Annotated in this window: 18 protein-coding genes and 1 pseudogene; 7 read left to right on the top strand and 12 right to left on the bottom strand. The window is 58.6% G+C overall.

The genetic code is table 11. The features are described 5' to 3' along the window. Window positions 1-47: 47 nt before the first annotated feature. The 7 genes from K307_RS47470 to K307_RS04340 all read right to left on the bottom strand — a co-directional run bounded on the left by K307_RS47470 (window position 48) and on the right by K307_RS04340 (window position 7,769). A complete protein-coding gene (locus tag K307_RS47470; protein ID WP_155301068.1) occupies window positions 48-398 on the bottom strand; it encodes a hypothetical protein in 351 nt (116 codons plus the stop codon). Further along, window positions 391-717, bottom strand: a complete 327-nt coding sequence (locus K307_RS47465) for a hypothetical protein (protein ID WP_155301067.1) — start codon at window positions 715-717, stop codon at window positions 391-393. The genes K307_RS47470 and K307_RS47465 overlap by 8 nt, the downstream gene beginning before the upstream one ends. A gap of 375 nt (window positions 718-1,092) precedes the next feature. Continuing rightward, window positions 1,093-1,344 (bottom strand): hypothetical protein, encoded by a 252-nt coding sequence (locus K307_RS47460; protein WP_155301066.1) that lies wholly within the window; start codon window positions 1,342-1,344, stop codon window positions 1,093-1,095. Between the two features lie 69 nt (window positions 1,345-1,413). Then, window positions 1,414-2,241, bottom strand: a complete 828-nt coding sequence (locus K307_RS04355) for a DUF7281 domain-containing protein (protein WP_042876558.1) — start codon at window positions 2,239-2,241, stop codon at window positions 1,414-1,416. Continuing rightward, window positions 2,238-3,458 (bottom strand): hypothetical protein, encoded by a 1,221-nt coding sequence (locus K307_RS04350; RefSeq protein ID WP_042876556.1) that lies wholly within the window; start codon window positions 3,456-3,458, stop codon window positions 2,238-2,240. The genes K307_RS04355 and K307_RS04350 overlap by 4 nt, the downstream gene beginning before the upstream one ends. After that, window positions 3,451-4,098: a condensin complex protein MksE gene (locus K307_RS04345; protein ID WP_042876554.1), complete on the bottom strand. Its 648-nt coding sequence runs from the start codon at window positions 4,096-4,098 to the stop codon at window positions 3,451-3,453. Before K307_RS04345 ends, K307_RS04350 begins: the two co-directional genes overlap by 8 nt. Then, a complete protein-coding gene (locus K307_RS04340; RefSeq protein WP_042876552.1) occupies window positions 4,095-7,769 on the bottom strand; it encodes an ATP-binding protein in 3,675 nt (1,224 codons plus the stop codon). Before K307_RS04340 ends, K307_RS04345 begins: the two co-directional genes overlap by 4 nt. A 511-nt stretch (window positions 7,770-8,280) precedes the next feature. Here K307_RS04340 and K307_RS44175 point away from each other — a divergent pair. Beyond that, a complete protein-coding gene (locus K307_RS44175) occupies window positions 8,281-8,586 on the top strand; it encodes an HNH endonuclease (protein WP_230625467.1) in 306 nt (101 codons plus the stop codon). Between the two features lie 156 nt (window positions 8,587-8,742). Here the strand turns inward: K307_RS44175 and K307_RS04330 are convergent, their stop codons facing one another. The 3 genes from K307_RS04330 to K307_RS04320 all read right to left on the bottom strand — a co-directional run bounded on the left by K307_RS04330 (window position 8,743) and on the right by K307_RS04320 (window position 10,683). Continuing rightward, entirely contained in the window at window positions 8,743-9,252 is a 510-nt protein-coding gene (locus K307_RS04330) for a hypothetical protein (protein ID WP_042876550.1), read from the bottom strand. Window positions 9,253-9,751: 499 nt separating this feature from the next. Beyond that, a complete protein-coding gene (locus K307_RS04325; protein ID WP_042876547.1) occupies window positions 9,752-10,225 on the bottom strand; it encodes an RES family NAD+ phosphorylase in 474 nt (157 codons plus the stop codon). Beyond that, window positions 10,225-10,683 (bottom strand): antitoxin Xre/MbcA/ParS toxin-binding domain-containing protein, encoded by a 459-nt coding sequence (locus tag K307_RS04320; RefSeq protein ID WP_042876546.1) that lies wholly within the window; start codon window positions 10,681-10,683, stop codon window positions 10,225-10,227. Before K307_RS04320 ends, K307_RS04325 begins: the two co-directional genes overlap by 1 nt. A 637-nt stretch (window positions 10,684-11,320) precedes the next feature. Between K307_RS04320 and K307_RS04315 the strand changes: the two genes are divergently transcribed. From K307_RS04315 to K307_RS49105, 3 genes are all read left to right on the top strand, one after another. Continuing rightward, window positions 11,321-12,589, top strand: coding sequence for a Fic family protein (locus K307_RS04315; RefSeq protein ID WP_080744875.1), 1,269 nt, complete (start codon window positions 11,321-11,323; stop codon window positions 12,587-12,589). 658 nt (window positions 12,590-13,247) lie between these two features. After that, window positions 13,248-13,535: a hypothetical protein gene (locus K307_RS49110; RefSeq protein WP_230625463.1), complete on the top strand. Its 288-nt coding sequence runs from the start codon at window positions 13,248-13,250 to the stop codon at window positions 13,533-13,535. A 47-nt stretch (window positions 13,536-13,582) separates the two neighbouring features. Next, window positions 13,583-13,912, top strand: coding sequence for a hypothetical protein (locus K307_RS49105; protein ID WP_230625461.1), 330 nt, complete (start codon window positions 13,583-13,585; stop codon window positions 13,910-13,912). 480 nt (window positions 13,913-14,392) lie between these two features. On the opposite strand, the gene K307_RS04305 is transcribed toward K307_RS49105, so the two are convergent. After that, window positions 14,393-14,731: a c-type cytochrome gene (locus tag K307_RS04305; RefSeq protein WP_230625460.1), complete on the bottom strand. Its 339-nt coding sequence runs from the start codon at window positions 14,729-14,731 to the stop codon at window positions 14,393-14,395. 441 nt (window positions 14,732-15,172) lie between these two features. Here K307_RS04305 and K307_RS04300 point away from each other — a divergent pair, with 441 nt between their 5' ends. From K307_RS04300 to K307_RS04290, 3 genes are all read left to right on the top strand, one after another. Next, window positions 15,173-15,811, top strand: coding sequence for a cytochrome b/b6 domain-containing protein (locus K307_RS04300; RefSeq protein ID WP_042876544.1), 639 nt, complete (start codon window positions 15,173-15,175; stop codon window positions 15,809-15,811). Between the two features lie 21 nt (window positions 15,812-15,832). Further along, window positions 15,833-16,606 (top strand): molybdopterin-dependent oxidoreductase, encoded by a 774-nt coding sequence (locus K307_RS04295; RefSeq protein WP_042876542.1) that lies wholly within the window; start codon window positions 15,833-15,835, stop codon window positions 16,604-16,606. A 65-nt stretch (window positions 16,607-16,671) separates the two neighbouring features. Beyond that, window positions 16,672-16,959, top strand: coding sequence for a pentapeptide MXKDX repeat protein (locus K307_RS04290; RefSeq protein ID WP_042876540.1), 288 nt, complete (start codon window positions 16,672-16,674; stop codon window positions 16,957-16,959). Between the two features lie 42 nt (window positions 16,960-17,001). Here the strand turns inward: K307_RS04290 and K307_RS04285 are convergent. Next, a pseudogene (locus K307_RS04285) lies at window positions 17,002-18,043 on the bottom strand (IS630 family transposase). Window positions 18,044-18,045 lie beyond the last annotated feature (2 nt).

The raw sequence follows: 18,045 nt of genomic DNA, 5'->3' as shown, positions 1-18,045 counted from the left end.
AATGAGACTAAACGGTCGTCACGAGGTTCCAATTTTTGTCGCTTTATTTACGGACTGGTGAGTAATACGGTTTTTGTTCCTTCCGCGTTAACGTACCCAGAGAAAAGCGCCCTAATTGTGTCGAATATTTCTGGCGTCGGCTGTACTTCCTGGATGGAAAGCGGTGTTGAGACAGCGTCGGCCAGTCCATCTAGGTCATCGAAGCCATTAATAACTAGGATTTCCCCCAGATCTGGCTTATATTTTCCATCGAAAGGAATCTCCTCTTGTCCGCCGCTTCTAAAAGAGGCCTCCTGTTGGGTCAACAATGCCGTCAGTTCATTCTGAACGTCTTGCGAGAGAGAGAAGCGAAGTCGTCGATGCGCAGGATTATCAGTTAAAGCAAATAGATTAAGCATTTTCATCCTCCATAATCATAGTTTCCGATAATTTTTTTACAGCACGAATTTCGCGCGGATCCCTTATTTCACGTCGCGTAATAAGGGTGTAAACCATCCCCGAGGAGGATTCGATCTTGTAGAATCTGAAGCGAAATGCGCGCAATAAAGGATGCACAGGGATTGATGCAGTGAGCCACATCACGATGCCCAAAATGGCCAGAATAAACGTAACCCCATTTACGGAAAGATCTGTCGCTTTTGATATTAGTGGTAACAAATAGCTGCCAATAAAAGCAAGCAACATGAAATCGTTGGACTCAATTTTCTTTGCGCTCATGTGAAATGATTCGCCCTGAGTTTTGACAAGGGCGATGACGCAGAGGGGAACTAATGAGCCAATTATGCCAATTATTCCTAATTGTAAAACGTCGGTTCTCCACCCGTAAATATCGTACCTAACATAGGCCATGGTTATTAGGGCGGGAGAAAATGCCGTGATGAACAAAAATGTTCGAAGCCAATTTCGCATGATTGCAATTATAATTTTTACGCCGTAAGCCATCTTGAAGACGAGAAAGCGATGCGATCAACTATGTGCATCCCGGAGTAAAGCGACCTAATATTGCAAGTGGAGGTAGCCCGAGGTGTGCTTACAGCGGAAGCGCGTTCAACGTCTTAAACTTTAACGTTACCCTATTCCGGGAATCAGCGATTATCCTGCAAATGCCGTCTGTTTTTGCATCGACGTGCACCCCACTTGGGGAGGGGGATCAATGCGATAATTGGCTTGATTCTTGGAAAGCGTCTCGCGGGTCAGGTCTTTCGGTTCGGCAGGGCGGATGTCTGTCCGCGCCGCCACCAACTCAAGTCGGCCGTCGGCGCGCTGGTTCTCAGTCCCGGATTCCCAATCAATATTTTCACGATGGTGAAAATATTGGGTTGTGACGATGGATCCCGCGGACATTCAACGGTCGTCTCTTGCCGAGGTACCAGTAAGTCAGCGCCTGCCGTGCGCTTGCGGAAGATTGGTCGGCTACATCGAAGGCGCCGCTTCCATCCACTCTTGGTTGAAGCCTCTTTTTAGCTCGACAAGCAACCGGTACGCCCGCTGTAAATCGGGGTGGGAGGAAGCGGAAAGCCTGCCGGCATACTGATCGATCTGGTTCAGGAAGAGGTCGCCCCGCTTCGCCTTGATCGTCTCATCCCGCAACCAGTTCTCGGCGGGCAAAACCAGGCGCGAAAGGCGGGGCAGACGGTCAGCGATGGCCAGCCCCGCAGGATCGAAATCCGTGAATGCCATCACGGGCTCCTTCCGCTTTGCGATGATTTGGGCAGCATCCGCCGAATTGAATGTCGTGTCGCCCCGGTAGATCGCCAGAGTGGCTTTCCACCGGTAATCAATCCACCGGTAACGACTGAGGTATCGGAAAGTCTCGAGGTTTTCCACCACGAGGATCTGTTCGCATTCCACCCGTAAAGCGTCCTCGGGACGCAGGACCAGGTAAGCGCCATCGGGCACCTCGGTTGGGATACCATTGAGTGGACATCTTCCGAAAGCCGTTCGCACCGCGACAGACGCCGCATGCGGCCTTGCGCCAAACGACTTCTCGGACAGGCCGACGTATTGTGCAGTGTCTGCGCGCCGCAGCTCGCCGTCCCCCCGTTCGATAGGAAGGCCGCGGTTCTCCAATAGCTTCGCAGCTAACAACCAATCATTCTCGCCATAGGCGATGGAACGACCGGCGAGGCGCCCAACGCTGTATTCTCTGGCAAAGTAGGCGGCCATCTCGGAGCGACGGGAGGCGGGGCGATCGGCGACGAGACGCTGGAGAAAGGTGACCTGCATGGCATCAAAAATCATGCGACACCTTGGGCGATGACATCGTTGGAGATCTCGTTTGAAAATCGGTCAGTGCCGCCCGCGTCTGAGACGAAGGTAAGTGGAACGCCTTCCTCCTCCAATTGAATGGACGCGTACAACAGCCAGTCCTCGACGGGTAGGCCGACGGCCTCAAGCTGTTGCTCCGTCCAGCGGCGCAACGAGATCGCTCCCGACGTGCTTCGAAGTTCGCCAACCAGCGCTTCCAGCATGACGTCATGCGGTTCAAGTGAAGGAGGCTCTGGAGTGACATCTTCTTCGATGATGGCAAGCGGGGCGGGGCGCTCTTCGACCGGAAGTGGAACTGGACGCGGTGGCAACCGGCGCAGAGCGTGCAGCAGGGCGGCGCGTCCAGCTTCGCTTGCGTCGCGAACGTCAATGTGCGCCTTCACGGCAATGGGCTCAGACCGGAACAGCTCGGGTGGCGCGCCGTCGAGCGATATCTCGAAGCCAGACGAGTTTTTGTTCTGGCGAAGCCAATGCGATACGCGGCTGAGCTTACGGACACGTTGCTCCAGAACCCTGGCTCGGAACAGCGAACGATTGATGGTGGCCTGAACGTCCTTGATCTGGGAAGTCCACATCAGGAGACGGCTTGTCAGGCGCTTACGAACGACGCTTCTGACCTCCATCATGCCTGCGTTGAGAGCTTCGGTTTCGATCTCAGTGAACAGGTTGCTCACCTGCGCCATCTCATTCAACGACTCACTGATTTCGTTGATGTAATACTTGTTCTGGCGCAGCTTCGCTTGGAAGCTGGTGACATCGCCATACTGCGTCGAAACGAGCGCGTGGAGCAGCGACAGGTTGCGCTCTATCGAGTAGGAAATGTCGATGACCGTGTCGATGAACTGCTCCAACAGGGAGTTCCGGTCGTCGGCGTCACCACCATCCTCCCGCATACGCGTCTCGCGCCAGATCGTCCGCGCTTGATGGATGCTGCCGGAAAGTCGCGTAAGCGTCTGATAGGCCCGGTAACTGACGAGATAGTCAGCGATGAATTCCCGCAGACGCGGATTCAATCGGTAGACGCCTTCTTCCTGAGGCTTCAGTGCCTTCAGGTTGGCCAGGTTGTCGATCCGATTATTGCGCTGACGATCGCCGAGCTCGACAGCGGCCTCAAACGCCTCAGCCACTAGGTCATCGTTCTGGTGGAGCGCCCGGAGGAGCTTGGCGATCTGGTCGTTGGACTCACGCATTGCTGACCCCGTCGATGGTCTGCTGCTCGTCGCCGATCTCGTCATCGATACGTTCGGCCTGAATCGCCTCGTTCTCCGAGATGAATTCGATGACTTGGTAGAGGTATTCGATCTTCCCCGTGATCTTGTAGATGTCCGCCTGGGGGTTGAAGAGCGTCACATAGCCGTCCTCGCGCAGTTGCTCGAGAACGCGTCGGAAGTTCTCACGGATGGATTGGCGGGGGTTGAAGCCCTTGATGACGCCGCTGAGATTGTTGAGTTGACTCTCGAGCGACGCGCTCTCGATAATCAATTCCTCCATCGTGGCGAGGCGAATCACATCGCCCGGGCTCAGGGCGATCTCGGTGGAGTTGGTTTGACGGATGACATCCAGCAACAGCACCGCCGGGCCATAGACATCCCGGAAGCGCCGCAGCTCCTCCTTGATCTTGGTGACGGCGAGCGTGGTGACGTCGCGCGGAGCCATGTAGTAGGCGCCATCGTCAGGGTTGGTGCGCGCCAGGCGGAACCCCAGATCGTTGAGGTTTGCCTCGACGCGCGCTCGGATGTCGGGATCAGAGAGGTAGTTGTACTCGGACTCGTGCGCGACGGAGCAGACGAACTCGCCCGCGAGAATGGTCTTCAGGACGACATCGATCACAGCACCTCTCCAGACGTGTTGGCGGGGACACTCTCTTCAATGGCCGCCGGGAGCTTGGGCGGAGCGAACATACGGATGACCCCCATGTCCTCGAGGCGGTACCGCTGGGCGAACTTGCGGTAGTGCCGTGGGTTCAGGTCAGGGGAGGCGGTGATGACGTCAATGCGGTTGTCGCGCAGCATGTCCATCAGCGCAATGAAGTTCGGGCCGTCAAATTTGCCCACCTCATCGGTCACCCAGGTGACGTAGACCTGGTCGCTTCCGCGAATCATGTTGAGCATGCCAATCAGCAGGGTGATAAGGATGATCGACGTGAGGCCGTTCGACGATACATTTTCGAGCTCCGATTCACGTTGAAACGACTTTTCCACGCCGTTCTCCATGACCCTTCCGCGGATGCGGATGTGGGAGGCAAGATCGACCTCAAGGCGGCCACCGGTGGCGATCGTGTTGGCAAACTCTTGCAGCACGATTTCCGCCCCAACATCAGGGACCTCGCGGCGCTGCCCTGCGCGGCCGAGCGTGAAGTGCGTCTCCTTGGCGAACTGGCTGACCTTCTTGAGCCGTTCCATGAAGCCCAGATCGCTGAAGTCAGTGACCATCTCAATTTCGAGGTCCTTGATGCGCTCAAAGGGCTGTACCGACCGCAGGCCCTTGCCGAGTTCGCGGTTAAACCGCTTGATCTCGGTCTCGAAGCTTTGGATTGCCCCGTGGAAGCGTTCGATCGTGTCGAGAATGACCCGCAGGGTGTTGTTCAGGTTGCTAACGATCTCGCCAGGGATGTTCCTGTGACACTTCACAAGCGCATGCGCCTTGTCGATGCGTTCGGTCGCTTCCGAAACCGACTTTTCGACGAATTCCTTCACGTTATTCTCGCCAGCGGTCAGGCGGTTGTAGACCGTTTGATGCAGCTCACCAATTCGACGATTGGTGGCGGCGAGTTTGCTGCGTGCGCTATCGACATTGTTGATCAACTGCGACGAAGGCATGTTCGCGTCGAACGAAACGTCCCTGCGCATCGGCGCAGGCAACTCATCGGCAAGCGCCTGAAGCTTGCGGCATTGCTCGGCGAGGTCGGTAATCTGCTTCTCAAGGGTTGCTTGCTGGACCCGGTGGGTTTCTGCCGCACGCATGGCCTGGGCTTCATGCTCCATGAGAGCGCCGGAGGCCGCTGAAAGTGCAGACTCGGCGGCTTGCAACTCGCCTTCAAGCCTGATGAGCTCGGCGGGGCCGTTCGCTTTGAGCCAGTCGCGCCATTGATCGACGAGCGTGGCGTTGTCCTCGATTTGTCGAAGTTCGCTGTCAATCTTCCGTCGACGGGTGTCCCACGCATCGATCTTTGCGGGATCGAGGTCCTTTTCGCGCAGGCGTTGCCTGCGATGGGCGTCGAGGTCGCGCAGATGGACCTGAGCTTGTTCCTTGATGGCAAGTCGCTTTTCCTCGAAGTCAGTGATTTCCTTCTTGGCGGCGATATCGGCATCCCAAAGCTGCTTGCCGAAGCGCGTCTCAATCTTGCTCAGTTCTTCCTTGGCAGCCTTGGACTGGGCGGCGCGACCCGCTTCCAAGTCCGAGAGTTCTTTGGAAAGCCGCTTGACGTCTGCGGCGAAGCGTTCGCGCTCCTCCTTCTTGGCCTGCTCCAGCGCAAGCTTTGCACGGTCAAGGCTCTGCGACTTCGTGATCCGGTTTTTTTCAACGAGGGAAACCTGACTTTGGGCGAGAAGGAGTTGGTTGTGTGCACTCGTTACCCGGGCGGAGGTAGTATCGCGTTTGCCTTTTAGTTCGTCGAAGTGTCGCTGGGCGGCTTCCAGGCGCTGTTGGGTAGCCAGGATCTCGGCACGGGTGTCCTCCTCATTTGCCCACGAGGGGACGGCGATCTTGTCGAGGTCGACAGACCAACCAAACGCGGTGAGGGCGTCTTTGGTGGCGTCGAAGTTCGGACTGAGGTCTGTCCGCGTCAGATGTGTGGGCGAGATGAGCTTGGCGAGGTTTTCCCAATCTTCACGGGGATGCTGGCGCAATGCCGCGTGGACCGTGCCTTCCTCGGGTTCCAGGCTTCGCTCAAGGCTTGCGATCTGGTCCTTGATTCCGGCGACTTGGCCCTGGGCGGCATCAACCTCACGATCGAGATCGTCGAAGGCGCGGCAAGCGGCTGCGTGTTCGCGGCTGCGCTCGACCTCCGTCCTGCGCGCCTGGCTGACTTCGTCGTTTAGGGCGTCAACTTCGTCCCGCAGGGTAGAAACGACCTCACACAGGTCGGCCGGCCCTTTTATGCGCTCCGAAAGGGTCCGAGCGCGAGTCAAAGCGACCTCGCTGGCCCGGATGGCCGCCTCAGCCTTAGACGCCTGTTCCGTATGGCGTTCGCGCGCCGACCCAATCGCCTCCTTCATTTGCGTGTTCAGGCTGTCAATCTGGATGTTGCGACGCTCGACCGCTTCCTTCCACTCGGTGTCGATAGTCTCAAGGGAGGCGTCGCGCGCGATCGTCACTTGTTCCTTGGCCGCGTTGATCTCGGCGTCGATCGAGGCAGTCTCAGCGGCATAGATGTTCCGCTGGTGCATGATGTTGGCGCGCTCTGCTTTCAGCAGGGGGGCATGCTCCTGCTGTTTGGACCACTGCTCGACCTTGCCGTCATCGAAACGCTTCTTCATGGCCTCCTGATCGCGGAAGTCCTGCTCGGCTTTGCGGCGACTGGTCTGGGTGGTTTCGAGGGACAAGGAAAGACGTTCGTGCGCAAACTGCTCTTCTGCCTCTGTCCGCCGGCGCTGCTCGTCTGCCTCGTGCCGGCGGGCAGTCGCGTCTCGCAGGATGTCGCACTTGTGATTGTGTAAGGCGCTCACTTCACAGGAGAGCAGGCGGATGTTGTTCTCTTCGCCGTAGTACCGATCGATGCAACGCTCGAGTTCCTCGACAGACGGCGTGAGCTTGTGCGATTCCTCGCAAGCCCGGCGGTTCTTGATCCAGTCAGTGATGTCAGACTTCGTCTGTTTCAGCAGCAGTTTGTTGCGATCGGTCGCGCTGGCGCTACCGATCTCTTCGTTTACCATGCCCACCGCGACCTGAATCAGATCACTGAAGCTGACGTGTTCCTTCACCACAGCGGCCACGAGCCGATCAAGGTTCGGCATCGCTTTTGGAGTGAAGGAATATTCGCGAGCGAGCAGGCGGAGCTTTTGTGAATCCTTGGTATTGCCACGCAGGTTCAAAATGATCGAGCGGTACTCGGAGGTCGTCAGCTTCGGCGTGAAATTGACACCGAGGTTTGCGGCCGCGGCGATGGAGCCGGCGTCATCCATGAAGTTGCCAGCGCCATCCACAAAGAGGTCACGGTTGAACGCGCTTTCATATAGGCGGTATTCAAGTGCATCCGGGTTGTCCCGCCTGGCACGAAGTACAGCCAGACGCAGGTCGGTGGACTCCGACGGACCGCGCTGATACTCGAAGACGACCGTACTTTCAGGAGTCGGGAAGACGAAGCGCGGCATGGATTTCTGGCCATGGCCGGCTTGAATGATCTGACTGGGAAGGTGGCCGTAAAACAACGGATTCAGACGCAGTGTCGTGGTCTTGCCTACGCCGTTCGGCCCGACAACAGCAGCGCCATCCCGGGGATCGACGTCCGCGATTCGACGCGAGGTCTTATTCTTGTTGGTCCCGGCATTCACCAGGTACATCCGTCTGACGCGATACACGAGAGGATCGTCCTTGTTCTAGTTAGCGCGGTGCGCGCGATTTAGCTAGCCGGCCGCCCAACACGGCTAGCTTTGGCCCTTATCGCTACTAACATTTTCAGGGCTAAACAACCCTGGCAAGCGCGAATGTTTAATGTGCCAGAGCCGCGACTGCAAGCGAGATCCCAAGGCGTAGCGGCGCAGACCTGAGCTGTCAGCTGAGGAGCTGTGTTGCAATCTTGCAAGACGGGCGCGTCTTCCCCTTGTGTCTTGGGAAAATTTGCGACTAAACTCTATCCCGTCAGTCTCCTTATGGGAGCTGATGTGGTGCCAGCACGAGCTACTTGGCTGGTCCCCGTATATGCCCCCTAAGGGCGAGCGGGTTTCGATGTTTCCGAAATCTTCCTGAACAGGACCGCTCATGCCCTTGACTCTCGCGCGTCTGCGCGCTCACGCTTTCCGTCGCCAATCCGGCCTTTGCTTCTATTGCCACTGTCCAATGTGGCAGCGATCCATGGAGGCGTTCGCTGCGGCCTTCGATCTCTCCAGTCGCCAGGCTCGAAACCTTCAATGCACTGCCGAACATCTGCAGGCCCGGGTTGACGGCGGCGGCGACTTCCAAAGCAACATCGTGGCCGCCTGTCGGTACTGCAACACCAAGCGACACCAGCGCAAGGCCGCGCGGGACGCGGTCCATCACAAGCAACATATTGAGCGACTCATGAGTCAGAGGCGTTGGCACGCCGCCTGGGTGTTTGAAAAACTGTTGCGTTCGGGCGGACCGGTGCTCGCCGCCACCGCCCCCCGTATCAGACATTGAGGGGCACCAAGGAGTGCGTCAACACTCCTTGGCTCAACTTTAATCTTCCAACAAACAGTGGAAATCGAGTTCGTAGTCATTCGTGATGAACGGCGGGTGCGCGATCTGCCAGTGTTTGCGGTGGTATTGCTGAACGCGCGGCTATGCGCGGCTTCCTTAACGGTGGCATGCCATCCGCCTTGCCTCCCGCCGGTGCGTCGAAGGGCCGTTGCTCAGGATCGCACCGAAGATTTGCGGGTTAAATTTGTGGAACGCAAACAAGGCACGATCAATCTGCTCAAGCTCCATTTGGGGCATATCCAACCTGGAGCCCACGATCTGGTCCCGAAAGGCGTGGTAATTAGCCACGCTTCGAGTTTCCGGCATCTTTGCGCCGAGGTACGATAGCGTCTCGACCGTGCGGACATCGTAGATGGGGTAGCCGTCAGGAAAGATGAAATGCAGGATCGTCGATCCCACACACGCTCCCATCCCACGCACCGTACAGATAATGTCGAGTCGTTCGTCAACGTCCGGATGGCAGGTCGCTGTTGCGAACGTGGCGGCGTAATCGTCGTAGCGCCACCAGTCGACCTTGCCTTTTGTTCTGGGCGACTTCCAATTCAGGATTCGGGTGAGGGTCGATGCGCTAATCGTGCCGGTGTGGGAGATTTCGCTCCTGACCACGGAATAATCCTTTGATATTCCGGTTCATCATCCTCGCTCTCGTCGTATCTAGGCTCCCAGGTTTCGACGAAGGCGGACGTAACAATAGCGGTTTCATCTGTGAGCATGTTGTCTCCCTGTCTTGTCACCCATTGTTTCTTCTCCGGCGTATCCACTATGTACGCTGTCTCACATGGGACGGGCAGGCGGCCAGGTCCCGTTGGTTCCACCAATCAGGAAATGCAATGACACAGGGCAAAGTAAAGTGCAGCGCAGACGCGCGGGTCCGGACTTCCATTGTCGACCCGTCGCGGTCATCCACCGCTCTCCGAACGACAGGAACTTGGCGCCGGCTACTGCCATTGCGCTTCCCCAAACTCGCAAGCCAGCTGTAAGTGGGAGTGCCCCGGCGGTGGTGTAACGCTGGCGTTGCCGGGACCCGGGGATAAGGCACGATAACGGTGCCTTATCGCGAGCTGGGTCAATCCACCAAGCCGGCACGAAAAGGGGACACGACTTTTTAAGTGCGCGGCTTTTGTTCGCTGAGCAGTGACAAGATGCGCGGATCGTGGTCTACGCGCCGAGCTTCCACGATACGTACCGTTTCGGCATCTGGATGCCCCGGATTGAACACGTAGTTGGATGCATATGGCACCAGCACGCTGGGCACTTTAAGCAGCAAGCTCGTGCGCGACGCCAGCCATTCCGTGCCGGCGCTTCTGGACCAGTGATTGTTGCTTTTCCAGTCCTTTGGCATGTCCGAAATTTCCGCGACGGCGATGGTGTCTTGTACCTCGATCTGGAGAAGTTGGTAGTGCGTGGGAAGATCCTCCATCTTTCTGATATCTTGATGTACGAGAACCTCGAGAAAGGCCAAGGCAGGGTGCTCAGCGAGGTAGACTACCGGCTGTCCAGCGAAGTGCCAGCGTCCGCCGGCACGCAGCCCGCCGATTCCCTTGAGGTCCGCATAATTGCTAATACGCCAGAGAATCATCAGGCGAAGTATCCTTCGTCAATCTGGATAATTGCTTCCTCAACTAAGCGCGCGCCTTGTTCGGTGCTGGCCAGTTCAAGCGGCGACTTGGAGGCAAACCGTTGTTGGCTCGCTCGCAGCCACCGTAACGCGCGATCAGCCTCGCCAAAGGTGCTGATCGCTTGGGCAAGGATCCGAGCAAGTCGAATCGCCTTGTCCGATTCGTCCACCGTGAGTGACTCGGCTCTTTCGCGGCGGTGAGTCAGCGTGCGGCGTGGAATGATGAAGCTAATCTCGTCCCAGGCAAGACCCACATTGAGAAGGCTCTGCATGGTCTCCGTCGGAAGGCGCTCGACCGCCAGAGCAACCAAATCGGCCTCAGAGTGGATCTTTGTGCTCAAAACAGCACTTAAACTCTCCAAATAGCGATTGCGAGATAGCTGGCTCGCGCCCGTGGGCTGGAAGGCGATTGTGTGCATAGTCTAGCTCCCTGGCAGAATGCCGCCCCATTATAGGCATTCTGCCAAAAGGCTGCCACTTGCAGATCTACAATCTTGCTTGCTTTCACACGATTGTTTGTGTTCGGGACCACACCTTGCCCCTTGCGGCACAAATCCCGGATCGCATCAAAGAAAATCACCGTCTCGGCGTTTGCCATCTCTTCGACACAAATACCGCGCGGCGTCTCGAGGCCCCTTTCCTGTCTCTTGCCACAGAGCGCTGACGTGGTCGAGACACAGCACAGCGGCCGCTGGAGGAAGCCTATCCCGCTAGGCCTAGAATCCAGTCCCCACCCAGACCTTCCCGTCCGCCGTGCCTACGAATTCTTCTACAGACATGCGCCGCTCGCACATGCCCGCTCGCGAGCAGCGCGAGAGCGGACAACCCCTACACGGTGACCGGAGCGTCGGCGAAGTCGGCCATCGCTCGATGCTTCGGTCTGACTGTTGCCGATCCAGAGCTCGAGCAAATCGAGGGTTGAGCCGGCGCTCGAAAGCCGCGTGTTAGGCATTTTTCCCGGCTGGTGGGGCGCTTGCAGTGTATGGCGGCGACATTCGCCGCATATAATGCGGTGATTGACTTGTCCTTGCGGCAAATGCAGACCATAATCCCCGCATGAATCGCAGCGAATACACCTTTATTTGGCAGGCTCCCGACTGGCCCGTTTGGCGGTACGACCTGAGTGCCCTGGCTTCGCCCATGGCTGAGGTCAGCCGGGCCCAAGGCATGCTGATGGGGCGGTTGGCGGACCTCGGTATGGGGCTGCGGGATCAGGCCTGCCTTGCGGCGCTGACCAACGACGTGGTCAAGACAAGTGAGATCGAGGGTGAGCAGCTCAACGTGTATTCGGTACGCTCGTCTATCGCGCGGAGGCTGGGTGTCGACATCGGCGCGCTTGCGCCCTTGGATCGTCACGTTGAAGGGGTGGTCGACATGGTGCTCGACGCGACTGCAAACAGCCAAGCGCCAGTCTTGAAGGAGCGCCTTTTCGGCTGGCACGCGGCGCTGTTCCCCACAGGTTACTCCGGCCTGTCAAAAATCAACATCGCCCAATGGCGAGACGATTCAGCCGGACCCATGCAGGTCGTTTCCGGCCCGATCAGCCGGCAACGCGTCCATTTTGAGGCGCCCCCCGCCGATCGTCTGGCGGCAGAGACGGGGCGATTCATCGATTGGGTCAACGCGGCGGCCACCGAGCCGCCGCTGATTCGCGCAGGGCTTGCACACCTGTGGTTCGTTACGCTGCACCCGTTTGACGACGGCAATGGCCGTATCGCGCGCGCCATCGGCGACCTGATGCTTGCGCGGGCGGATGGCAGTCCACAACGCTTCTACAGCCTGTCAGCGCAGATCCAGCGCGAGCGCAACGCGTACTACGACATCCTCGAACGCACGCAGAAGGATTCGATGGACGTCACGCCGTGGTTGTCGTGGTTCTTCCAAACGCTGCACCGCGCGGTAGACCAGGCGCAGGTCACGCTCGACGAAGTACTGGCCAAAGCGCGCTTCTGGCACCACTGGGGAATGCAGGCACTCAATGCACGGCAGGTAAAGGTTCTGAACCGGCTGCTGGACGGTTTCGAAGGCAAGCTCACGAGTAGCAAGTGGGCGGCCATTGCCAAGTGCTCCAGTGATACGGCACTGCGGGACATCAACGACCTGGTGGTGCGCGGCGTCCTCCGTAAGGCGATCGGGGGTGGGCGAAGCACCAGCTATGAGCTGAACGATGTGCCATCAGGCGCGGACGGGCACGGAAGGGGCGGAAGCTTGGAAACCGAAAGCGTTCGGCAGTGTCGCCCGGTGGATCTGGACGATCTTGCGAACAATAAGGAGACCGCGCCAAAACAGGGGCAAACGACCGGACCACCGCTGAGAGGCCAATGAGCCACCTAGAATGCGCGCATGGCATCCAAGCAGCAACTCGCCACGCCCCGTGAGCTCGTTGAGACCGCTGTGACGCTCGTCAACGACGCGTCCCGTGAGGTCGCGTTGTCCGTCGAGGTCCAGCACGAACTGGACGCTGCCCTTGGCAGGATCGTTCGCATCTTTGCGAAGCCGAATCGTCCGTTCCGCGAGCGTCGTTCTGTGGCTGCCGGGGAGCCCGTGGCACATGCCGGCGGGGCTGCACATTCCGATCCGCTGCAGGAGGCGCGCGAACGTGGTCGGCTGGCAGCCGCACGGGAGTGGGAACAGTCGGAAAACCTGTCTCTTAAGGACGCCGCGCTTTATGCGGGACGTTCGTCCGCGCCATCAACCAGGACCGCCAGGCGGGTTGCCTCTATGCCCTCGTGCTGCCGGGGCGCGAGCGAGGGTTTCGCTATCCGTCGTGGCAGTTCCACGTCGATTCCGAGCGGCCGGCAACTGTGCTTGCACCATTCGTGGCTGCGGGAGCGAGTAGTTGGGTTATCCATAATTTTCTGCATCGCCCGCAAGAAGAGCTGGAGGGACGCACGCCGGCGGATTGGATCGCCGACGCAGCGGCCCCGATAGACGCCATTGTGCGGCTCGTCGACGCGCGGTACCGCGACGAGCAGGGCGCCGCATGACCCTTAGTGCAGAAGAATTGGGTTGTCCGCTGCCGCCGGCCGACCTGGCCGACCTTCGGCTTGCCACAAAGATGCTCGATCTCGAGAGGGTAGCGCTCTGGCGGATCCATCGCGCGCACCTGGAGCCTATTTACTACAACCGCCGCGCGCCGGGCGTGACCCATTACCGGTTCGATGCGGCAGGCGGCGAGTTCGGCGCTCTCTATGCAGCTCCCAGCTTTGCCGCGTGCATGGGGCCGAAGCGGTCATTCGGGAGCGCTTCCAGGGACAACGTCTGCCGCTAATGCTCGATGAGCATGAACTTTGCAGCCGATGGGTTTGCAGGCTCGCCGTGGCCGATCGCCGGCCTCTCGTGCTCGCTGATCTTACCGGTGCGCTGACTGCCATTGGCATGGACGCTCGAGTGTTCTCGGTCACCGACTACCTTGGCCCGAACCTGTGGAGTTCGGCATTGCATGCGGCATTTCCTCGGATCGACGGCTTGTATTTTCAGTCGCGCCTGGCGAGTGAGCCCAGCGTCGCGATCTTCGATGACCGTGCCCAACTGGTGCCAGCAGGTATGCCAACTCCGCTGTTCGACTTTCCCGAATTGGGCCCCTATCTGACGGCCAATCAAATTGGCCTAGCGCCAACCGACGACGATTGGACGTCGAACGCCTAGCGCGGTCAGGCGACGTACAGCGCGACACTGGAGCCGGGCGGCGGTCTGACTGGGTCCTCGCGGTTTTCGGGTCGTGGCTCACGCAACGCCAGAGTTTAGACATAATTGCCGGTAATGTCGCACCACCTGACGGCCGTCGCCGCGTACTGCTGACGCCGGCGACATGCTTCACCGACCGGAGCGAGGCTGAGAAGCGCGGTGCCGCAGCTGGTAAGGGGCCTCGGCCTGCTCCCACCCGGTCGTCTCTTCCCGACCGAGGCTGTGTAAAAACGTCTCGATCACCCAGACTGGATCAACGCATTCAGATTGCGGGACCGGATGAAGCGATTCGTAGAGGGGGAAGACCGCAAGCCTGCTTCCAGAATGCCTCGATGATTTCCTCTCCGAGGATAACCCCGCCAGGTTCATCGACCCCTGCAAGGGTTTGCAAAAACCGAAATTGGTGCAGCGCATTTTGCCTCCTGGCCGCCTTCGCCCGCCTCATCCCTTGCCATAGTACCGGCTGAGGTAGTCCACGATCTGAGGGATGTCTTCGTCCTTGATCGGAGCGCCGAACGCCTTGACCATCTTGTTCACCGTGGCGGTCCAGCCGCTGCGATCCAGGAAGACCGAGTTCATCGGGATGTAGTCGATGCTGTGGCAGCTGATGCAGTTGGCCAGGACCTTGTCCTTGCCGGCACCGTCCTTGATCCTGATGCTCGCCTCATCGGCTAGCGCAGTGCCCGTCAGCAGGATGAGTAGACATACACGAGAAAGCCTGCCGGCCAGCAGGGGGTGCTGCGGGGCCGACAATGAGGGCGGATAGACGCTTGAGGTCACGCGGGTAACCGTTTCTGGCGCCCGGTTAGTCTCCCCCACTGTCCCTCCTGAAGCGGCTGAAGGACATTTCTTCATGGCACGACGGCAATTGACGCGGGTAAGCGTGAAGAGATGATGCGCCCTGGGGAGCGCACACCTGCGGTGCCGGGCGTCTGCCGCGCTGTCAGGTAAGGACGGCGTTTGTCGATAAATTCGAGCCGCAGCCAGACAGCAGATGAGGCTCTACTTTGCCTCCCCCAAGATTTGGTTCTATGGTCAATGCGCGTATCACCGCATCCTCAAAGTCCAGACGAACTCACTGACCCTTTCTCGGACCCAGCAAAGTGGCTTCGTAAGCACGCGCAGGAAAAAGCTTTGGCGTTGTGCAAGCTCATTTCGCCTAGGACGACGAACGTGGTGGAGACGCTGGTCGCGTGTATCACCTGACATCGGAGAAAGAATGTGAATACTGCCCATCAGGTGTCGCCCCGAAAGTTGGAGCCGCGCGGCCGCCCGTCTGCTACCGTCCAGCCCGCCTGGGTTCGAATCACTCACTGGCTGAATGCCATCGCGGTGGTCATCATGATGCTCAGTGGCTGGCGCATCTACAACGCCTCGCCGCTATTTGACTTCCGATTTCCCAATGCCATCACGCTCGGCGGTTGGCTGGCCGGGGCCCTGCAGTGGCATTTTGCGGCAATGTGGCTCCTTGTCGCCAATGGCTTGTTCTATTTGGTGATGAATTTACTCACGGGCCGCTTCCGGCGGCGCTTCCTCCCACTTTCCGTCCCAGCGGCGCTGCGTGACATGGCAGCAGCCATGCGAGGCCAACTCACACACCCCAATCTGGCCGATTACAACGCAGCCCAGAAGCTTTTCTACCTGGGCGTGGTGGTGCTGATTGTGCTGACAGTGCTGTCTGGCCTTGCAATCTGGAAGTCGGTTCAATTTCCCCTCCTACGTGTATTGATGGGAGGCTATGACGCTGCGCGTTGGGTGCACTTCATCGGCATGAGCGCGATTACGCTCTTCCTTGTCATCCACGTGGTCATGGTGCTGCTGGTGCCACGCACATTCATCATCATGCTGCGCGGACGCTAGGTCTCGATGCGGAGAATGGTCATGAGTAAAGCTGAGCGAATCGTCAAGCTTGACCGCAAATTGATATTGCGCGATGCGACCCGCGAACTGAGCATGCCCTCGCGCCGATTGTTCGGGAAGCAGGCCGTCACGCTCGGAGGGTTACTACTGCTGACCGGTTGCAGCATTACCAATGAGCCTTCGGTCGAATCGTTCCTGATGGCAGTTTCGCGCTTCAACGACCGCGTGCAGGGCTGGTTGTTTGACCCTAACCAGCTGGCGCCGACCTACCCCGAGTCAAGGCTGACACGGCCGTTCCCTTTCAATGCCTACTACGGCCTTGACGAAGTGCCAGAGGTAGATGCCGAGGGATTTCAACTGGAAGTCGGCGGCATGGTCTCGCGCAAAACGCCATGGACCCTCGAAGAGCTCTACGCGCTGCCGCAGACGTCGCAGGTGACTCGCCATATTTGTGTGGAAGGGTGGAGTGCCATCGGCAAGTGGGGCGGTACGCGCTTCTCTGATTTCCTTAAGCGCATTGGGGCCGATACCACTGCAAAATATGTGGGCTTTGTCTGCGCCGACGACTACTACACAAGTATCGACATGCCCACTGCGTTGCATCCACAGACCCTGCTCACATTCACCTATGACGGCGAACGCTTGCCGCCGAAGTATGGGTTTCCGATGAAGCTGCGCATGCCCACCAAGCTTGGGTACAAGAATCCGAAGCATATTGTCGCGATTTTCGTCACAAACAAGTATCCCGGCGGTTATTGGGAGGACAAGGGATATAACTGGTTTGGGGGCTCCTGATGGCCGCCCGAGCCTGCCCGGCAGGTCTGCCGGTTTCCCCTACTTATCTACTTAAGGAGAACATCATGAACAAGCGCCTTGTTTTACTGCTTTCCGCTGCGGCATTGCTTGCCGGCAATGCATTTGCGCAGGATGCGATGAAGAAGGACGAGATGGGCAAGGGCGCCATGGGTGCCAGCGGCGGCATGGCGAAAGAGACCATGGGGAAGGACGACATGGACATGAAGAAGGAAAAAATGAGCAAGAGTCACGCCAAGAAGCCCCACGAGAAGAAGGAAGGCATGAGCAAAGAGGCGATGGGAAAGGAATCGATGAGCAAGGAGTCAATGGGCAAGGACGCCACGAAGCAATAGGAGGTCGTGTGCACGTCGCTGCGCGTGGACTAGTACACTGCGTCAATTAAATGGCACCGGGCGAATTCGCCGAGATGGGTCGTTGTACTTCCACTTGATGGGTGCCGGATTCTCGTTGTGCTGACGGATATAGCGCATCAGCTTCGGTCCAGGTCCTTCACGGAAGTAAAGACGCCGCGACTAATTACGTCACGCTGGATACGGGAGAACCAATTCTCCACCTGGTTCAGCCACGACGAATATGTGGGCGTGAAGTGCATGTGCACGTGCCGATGGGCCCGCAGGAATTCCTGGACGCGCCACGTCTTGTGGCTGCTCACGTTGTCACAGATCACGTGGATTTCCTGACCATCGGGCCGATGGGCCACGATATCGGTCAGAAACGCCACGAACTGCTCGCTGGTGTGGCGCGCCGCGGTCTTGCCTAGCACTTCCCCGGTGGCCGTGTTCAACGCGGCAAACAGGCTCAAGGTGCCGTTGCGCTTGTACTCGAATCCATGGCTTTCGGCACGCCCGGGCGACAGCGGCAACATGCGGTCTTTGCGGTCCAATGCCTGGATCGCGGTCTTCTCATCGACGCAGAACACCACCGCATGCGCCGGCGGGTTCAGGTACAAAGCCAATGACGTCGGCAGCCTTGGTCTCGAAGTCCGGATCGTTGGAGATCATGTGCTGCGCCAGTCGATGGGGGCGCAGACCATGTTTGCGCCAAATACGTTGCACGGTCGAGGCCGACACGTTGCCCAACTCTGCGGCCAGCTTGTAACTACTCCAATGCGTGGAGCCGTCGGCTGGCTTGCGCTTGAGCGTGGTGTTCAACACACGCGCCTCAAGCTTCTCCGGCGCGCGCGCGGGGGCTCTGCCGGGATGGGGTGCGTACAGGCCCGCCAGCCGCTCGGCCAGAAACCGGCGCGACCAACGCGCGATAAAGCGCGAATCGCAACCGAGCCGCTGCATGATCGCGTCACGCGATTCCCCGTCCTTGAGCATCAGGATCAACCTGGCCCGACGAATCCGCCACACGCACCGTTTGGCTGCGCGTGGCTGCCAACAATTGCTCTCGTTCGAGCCCGTTCAAGTTCATTT

The sequence above is a fragment of the Cupriavidus necator A5-1 genome, assembly GCF_000744095.1.
GTDB classification, from domain to species: Bacteria; Pseudomonadota; Gammaproteobacteria; order Burkholderiales; family Burkholderiaceae; genus Cupriavidus; species Cupriavidus necator_A.
This window is presented reverse-complemented; position numbering and strand designations above follow the sequence as displayed.

Bases quoted from the DNA above. Each gene is read 5' to 3' on its own strand.
- K307_RS47470 (WP_155301068.1), bottom strand. From the start codon at position 398: ATGCTTAATCTATTTGCTTTAACTGATAATCCTGCGCATCGACGACTT.
- K307_RS47465 (WP_155301067.1), bottom strand. From the start codon at position 717: ATGAGCGCAAAGAAAATTGAGTCCAACGATTTCATGTTGCTTGCTTTT.
- K307_RS47460 (WP_155301066.1), bottom strand. From the start codon at position 1,344: ATGTCCGCGGGATCCATCGTCACAACCCAATATTTTCACCATCGTGAA.
- K307_RS04355 (WP_042876558.1), bottom strand. From the start codon at position 2,241: ATGATTTTTGATGCCATGCAGGTCACCTTTCTCCAGCGTCTCGTCGCC.
- K307_RS04350 (WP_042876556.1), bottom strand. From the start codon at position 3,458: ATGCGTGAGTCCAACGACCAGATCGCCAAGCTCCTCCGGGCGCTCCAC.
- K307_RS04340 (WP_042876552.1), bottom strand. From the start codon at position 7,769: ATGTACCTGGTGAATGCCGGGACCAACAAGAATAAGACCTCGCGTCGA.
- K307_RS44175 (WP_230625467.1), top strand. From the start codon at position 8,281: ATGGAGGCGTTCGCTGCGGCCTTCGATCTCTCCAGTCGCCAGGCTCGA.
- K307_RS04325 (WP_042876547.1), bottom strand. From the start codon at position 10,225: ATGATTCTCTGGCGTATTAGCAATTATGCGGACCTCAAGGGAATCGGC.
- K307_RS04320 (WP_042876546.1), bottom strand. From the start codon at position 10,683: ATGCACACAATCGCCTTCCAGCCCACGGGCGCGAGCCAGCTATCTCGC.
- K307_RS04315 (WP_080744875.1), top strand. From the start codon at position 11,321: ATGAATCGCAGCGAATACACCTTTATTTGGCAGGCTCCCGACTGGCCC.
- K307_RS49110 (WP_230625463.1), top strand. From the start codon at position 13,248: ATGACCCTTAGTGCAGAAGAATTGGGTTGTCCGCTGCCGCCGGCCGAC.
- K307_RS04295 (WP_042876542.1), top strand. From the start codon at position 15,833: ATGAGTAAAGCTGAGCGAATCGTCAAGCTTGACCGCAAATTGATATTG.
- K307_RS04290 (WP_042876540.1), top strand. From the start codon at position 16,672: ATGAACAAGCGCCTTGTTTTACTGCTTTCCGCTGCGGCATTGCTTGCC.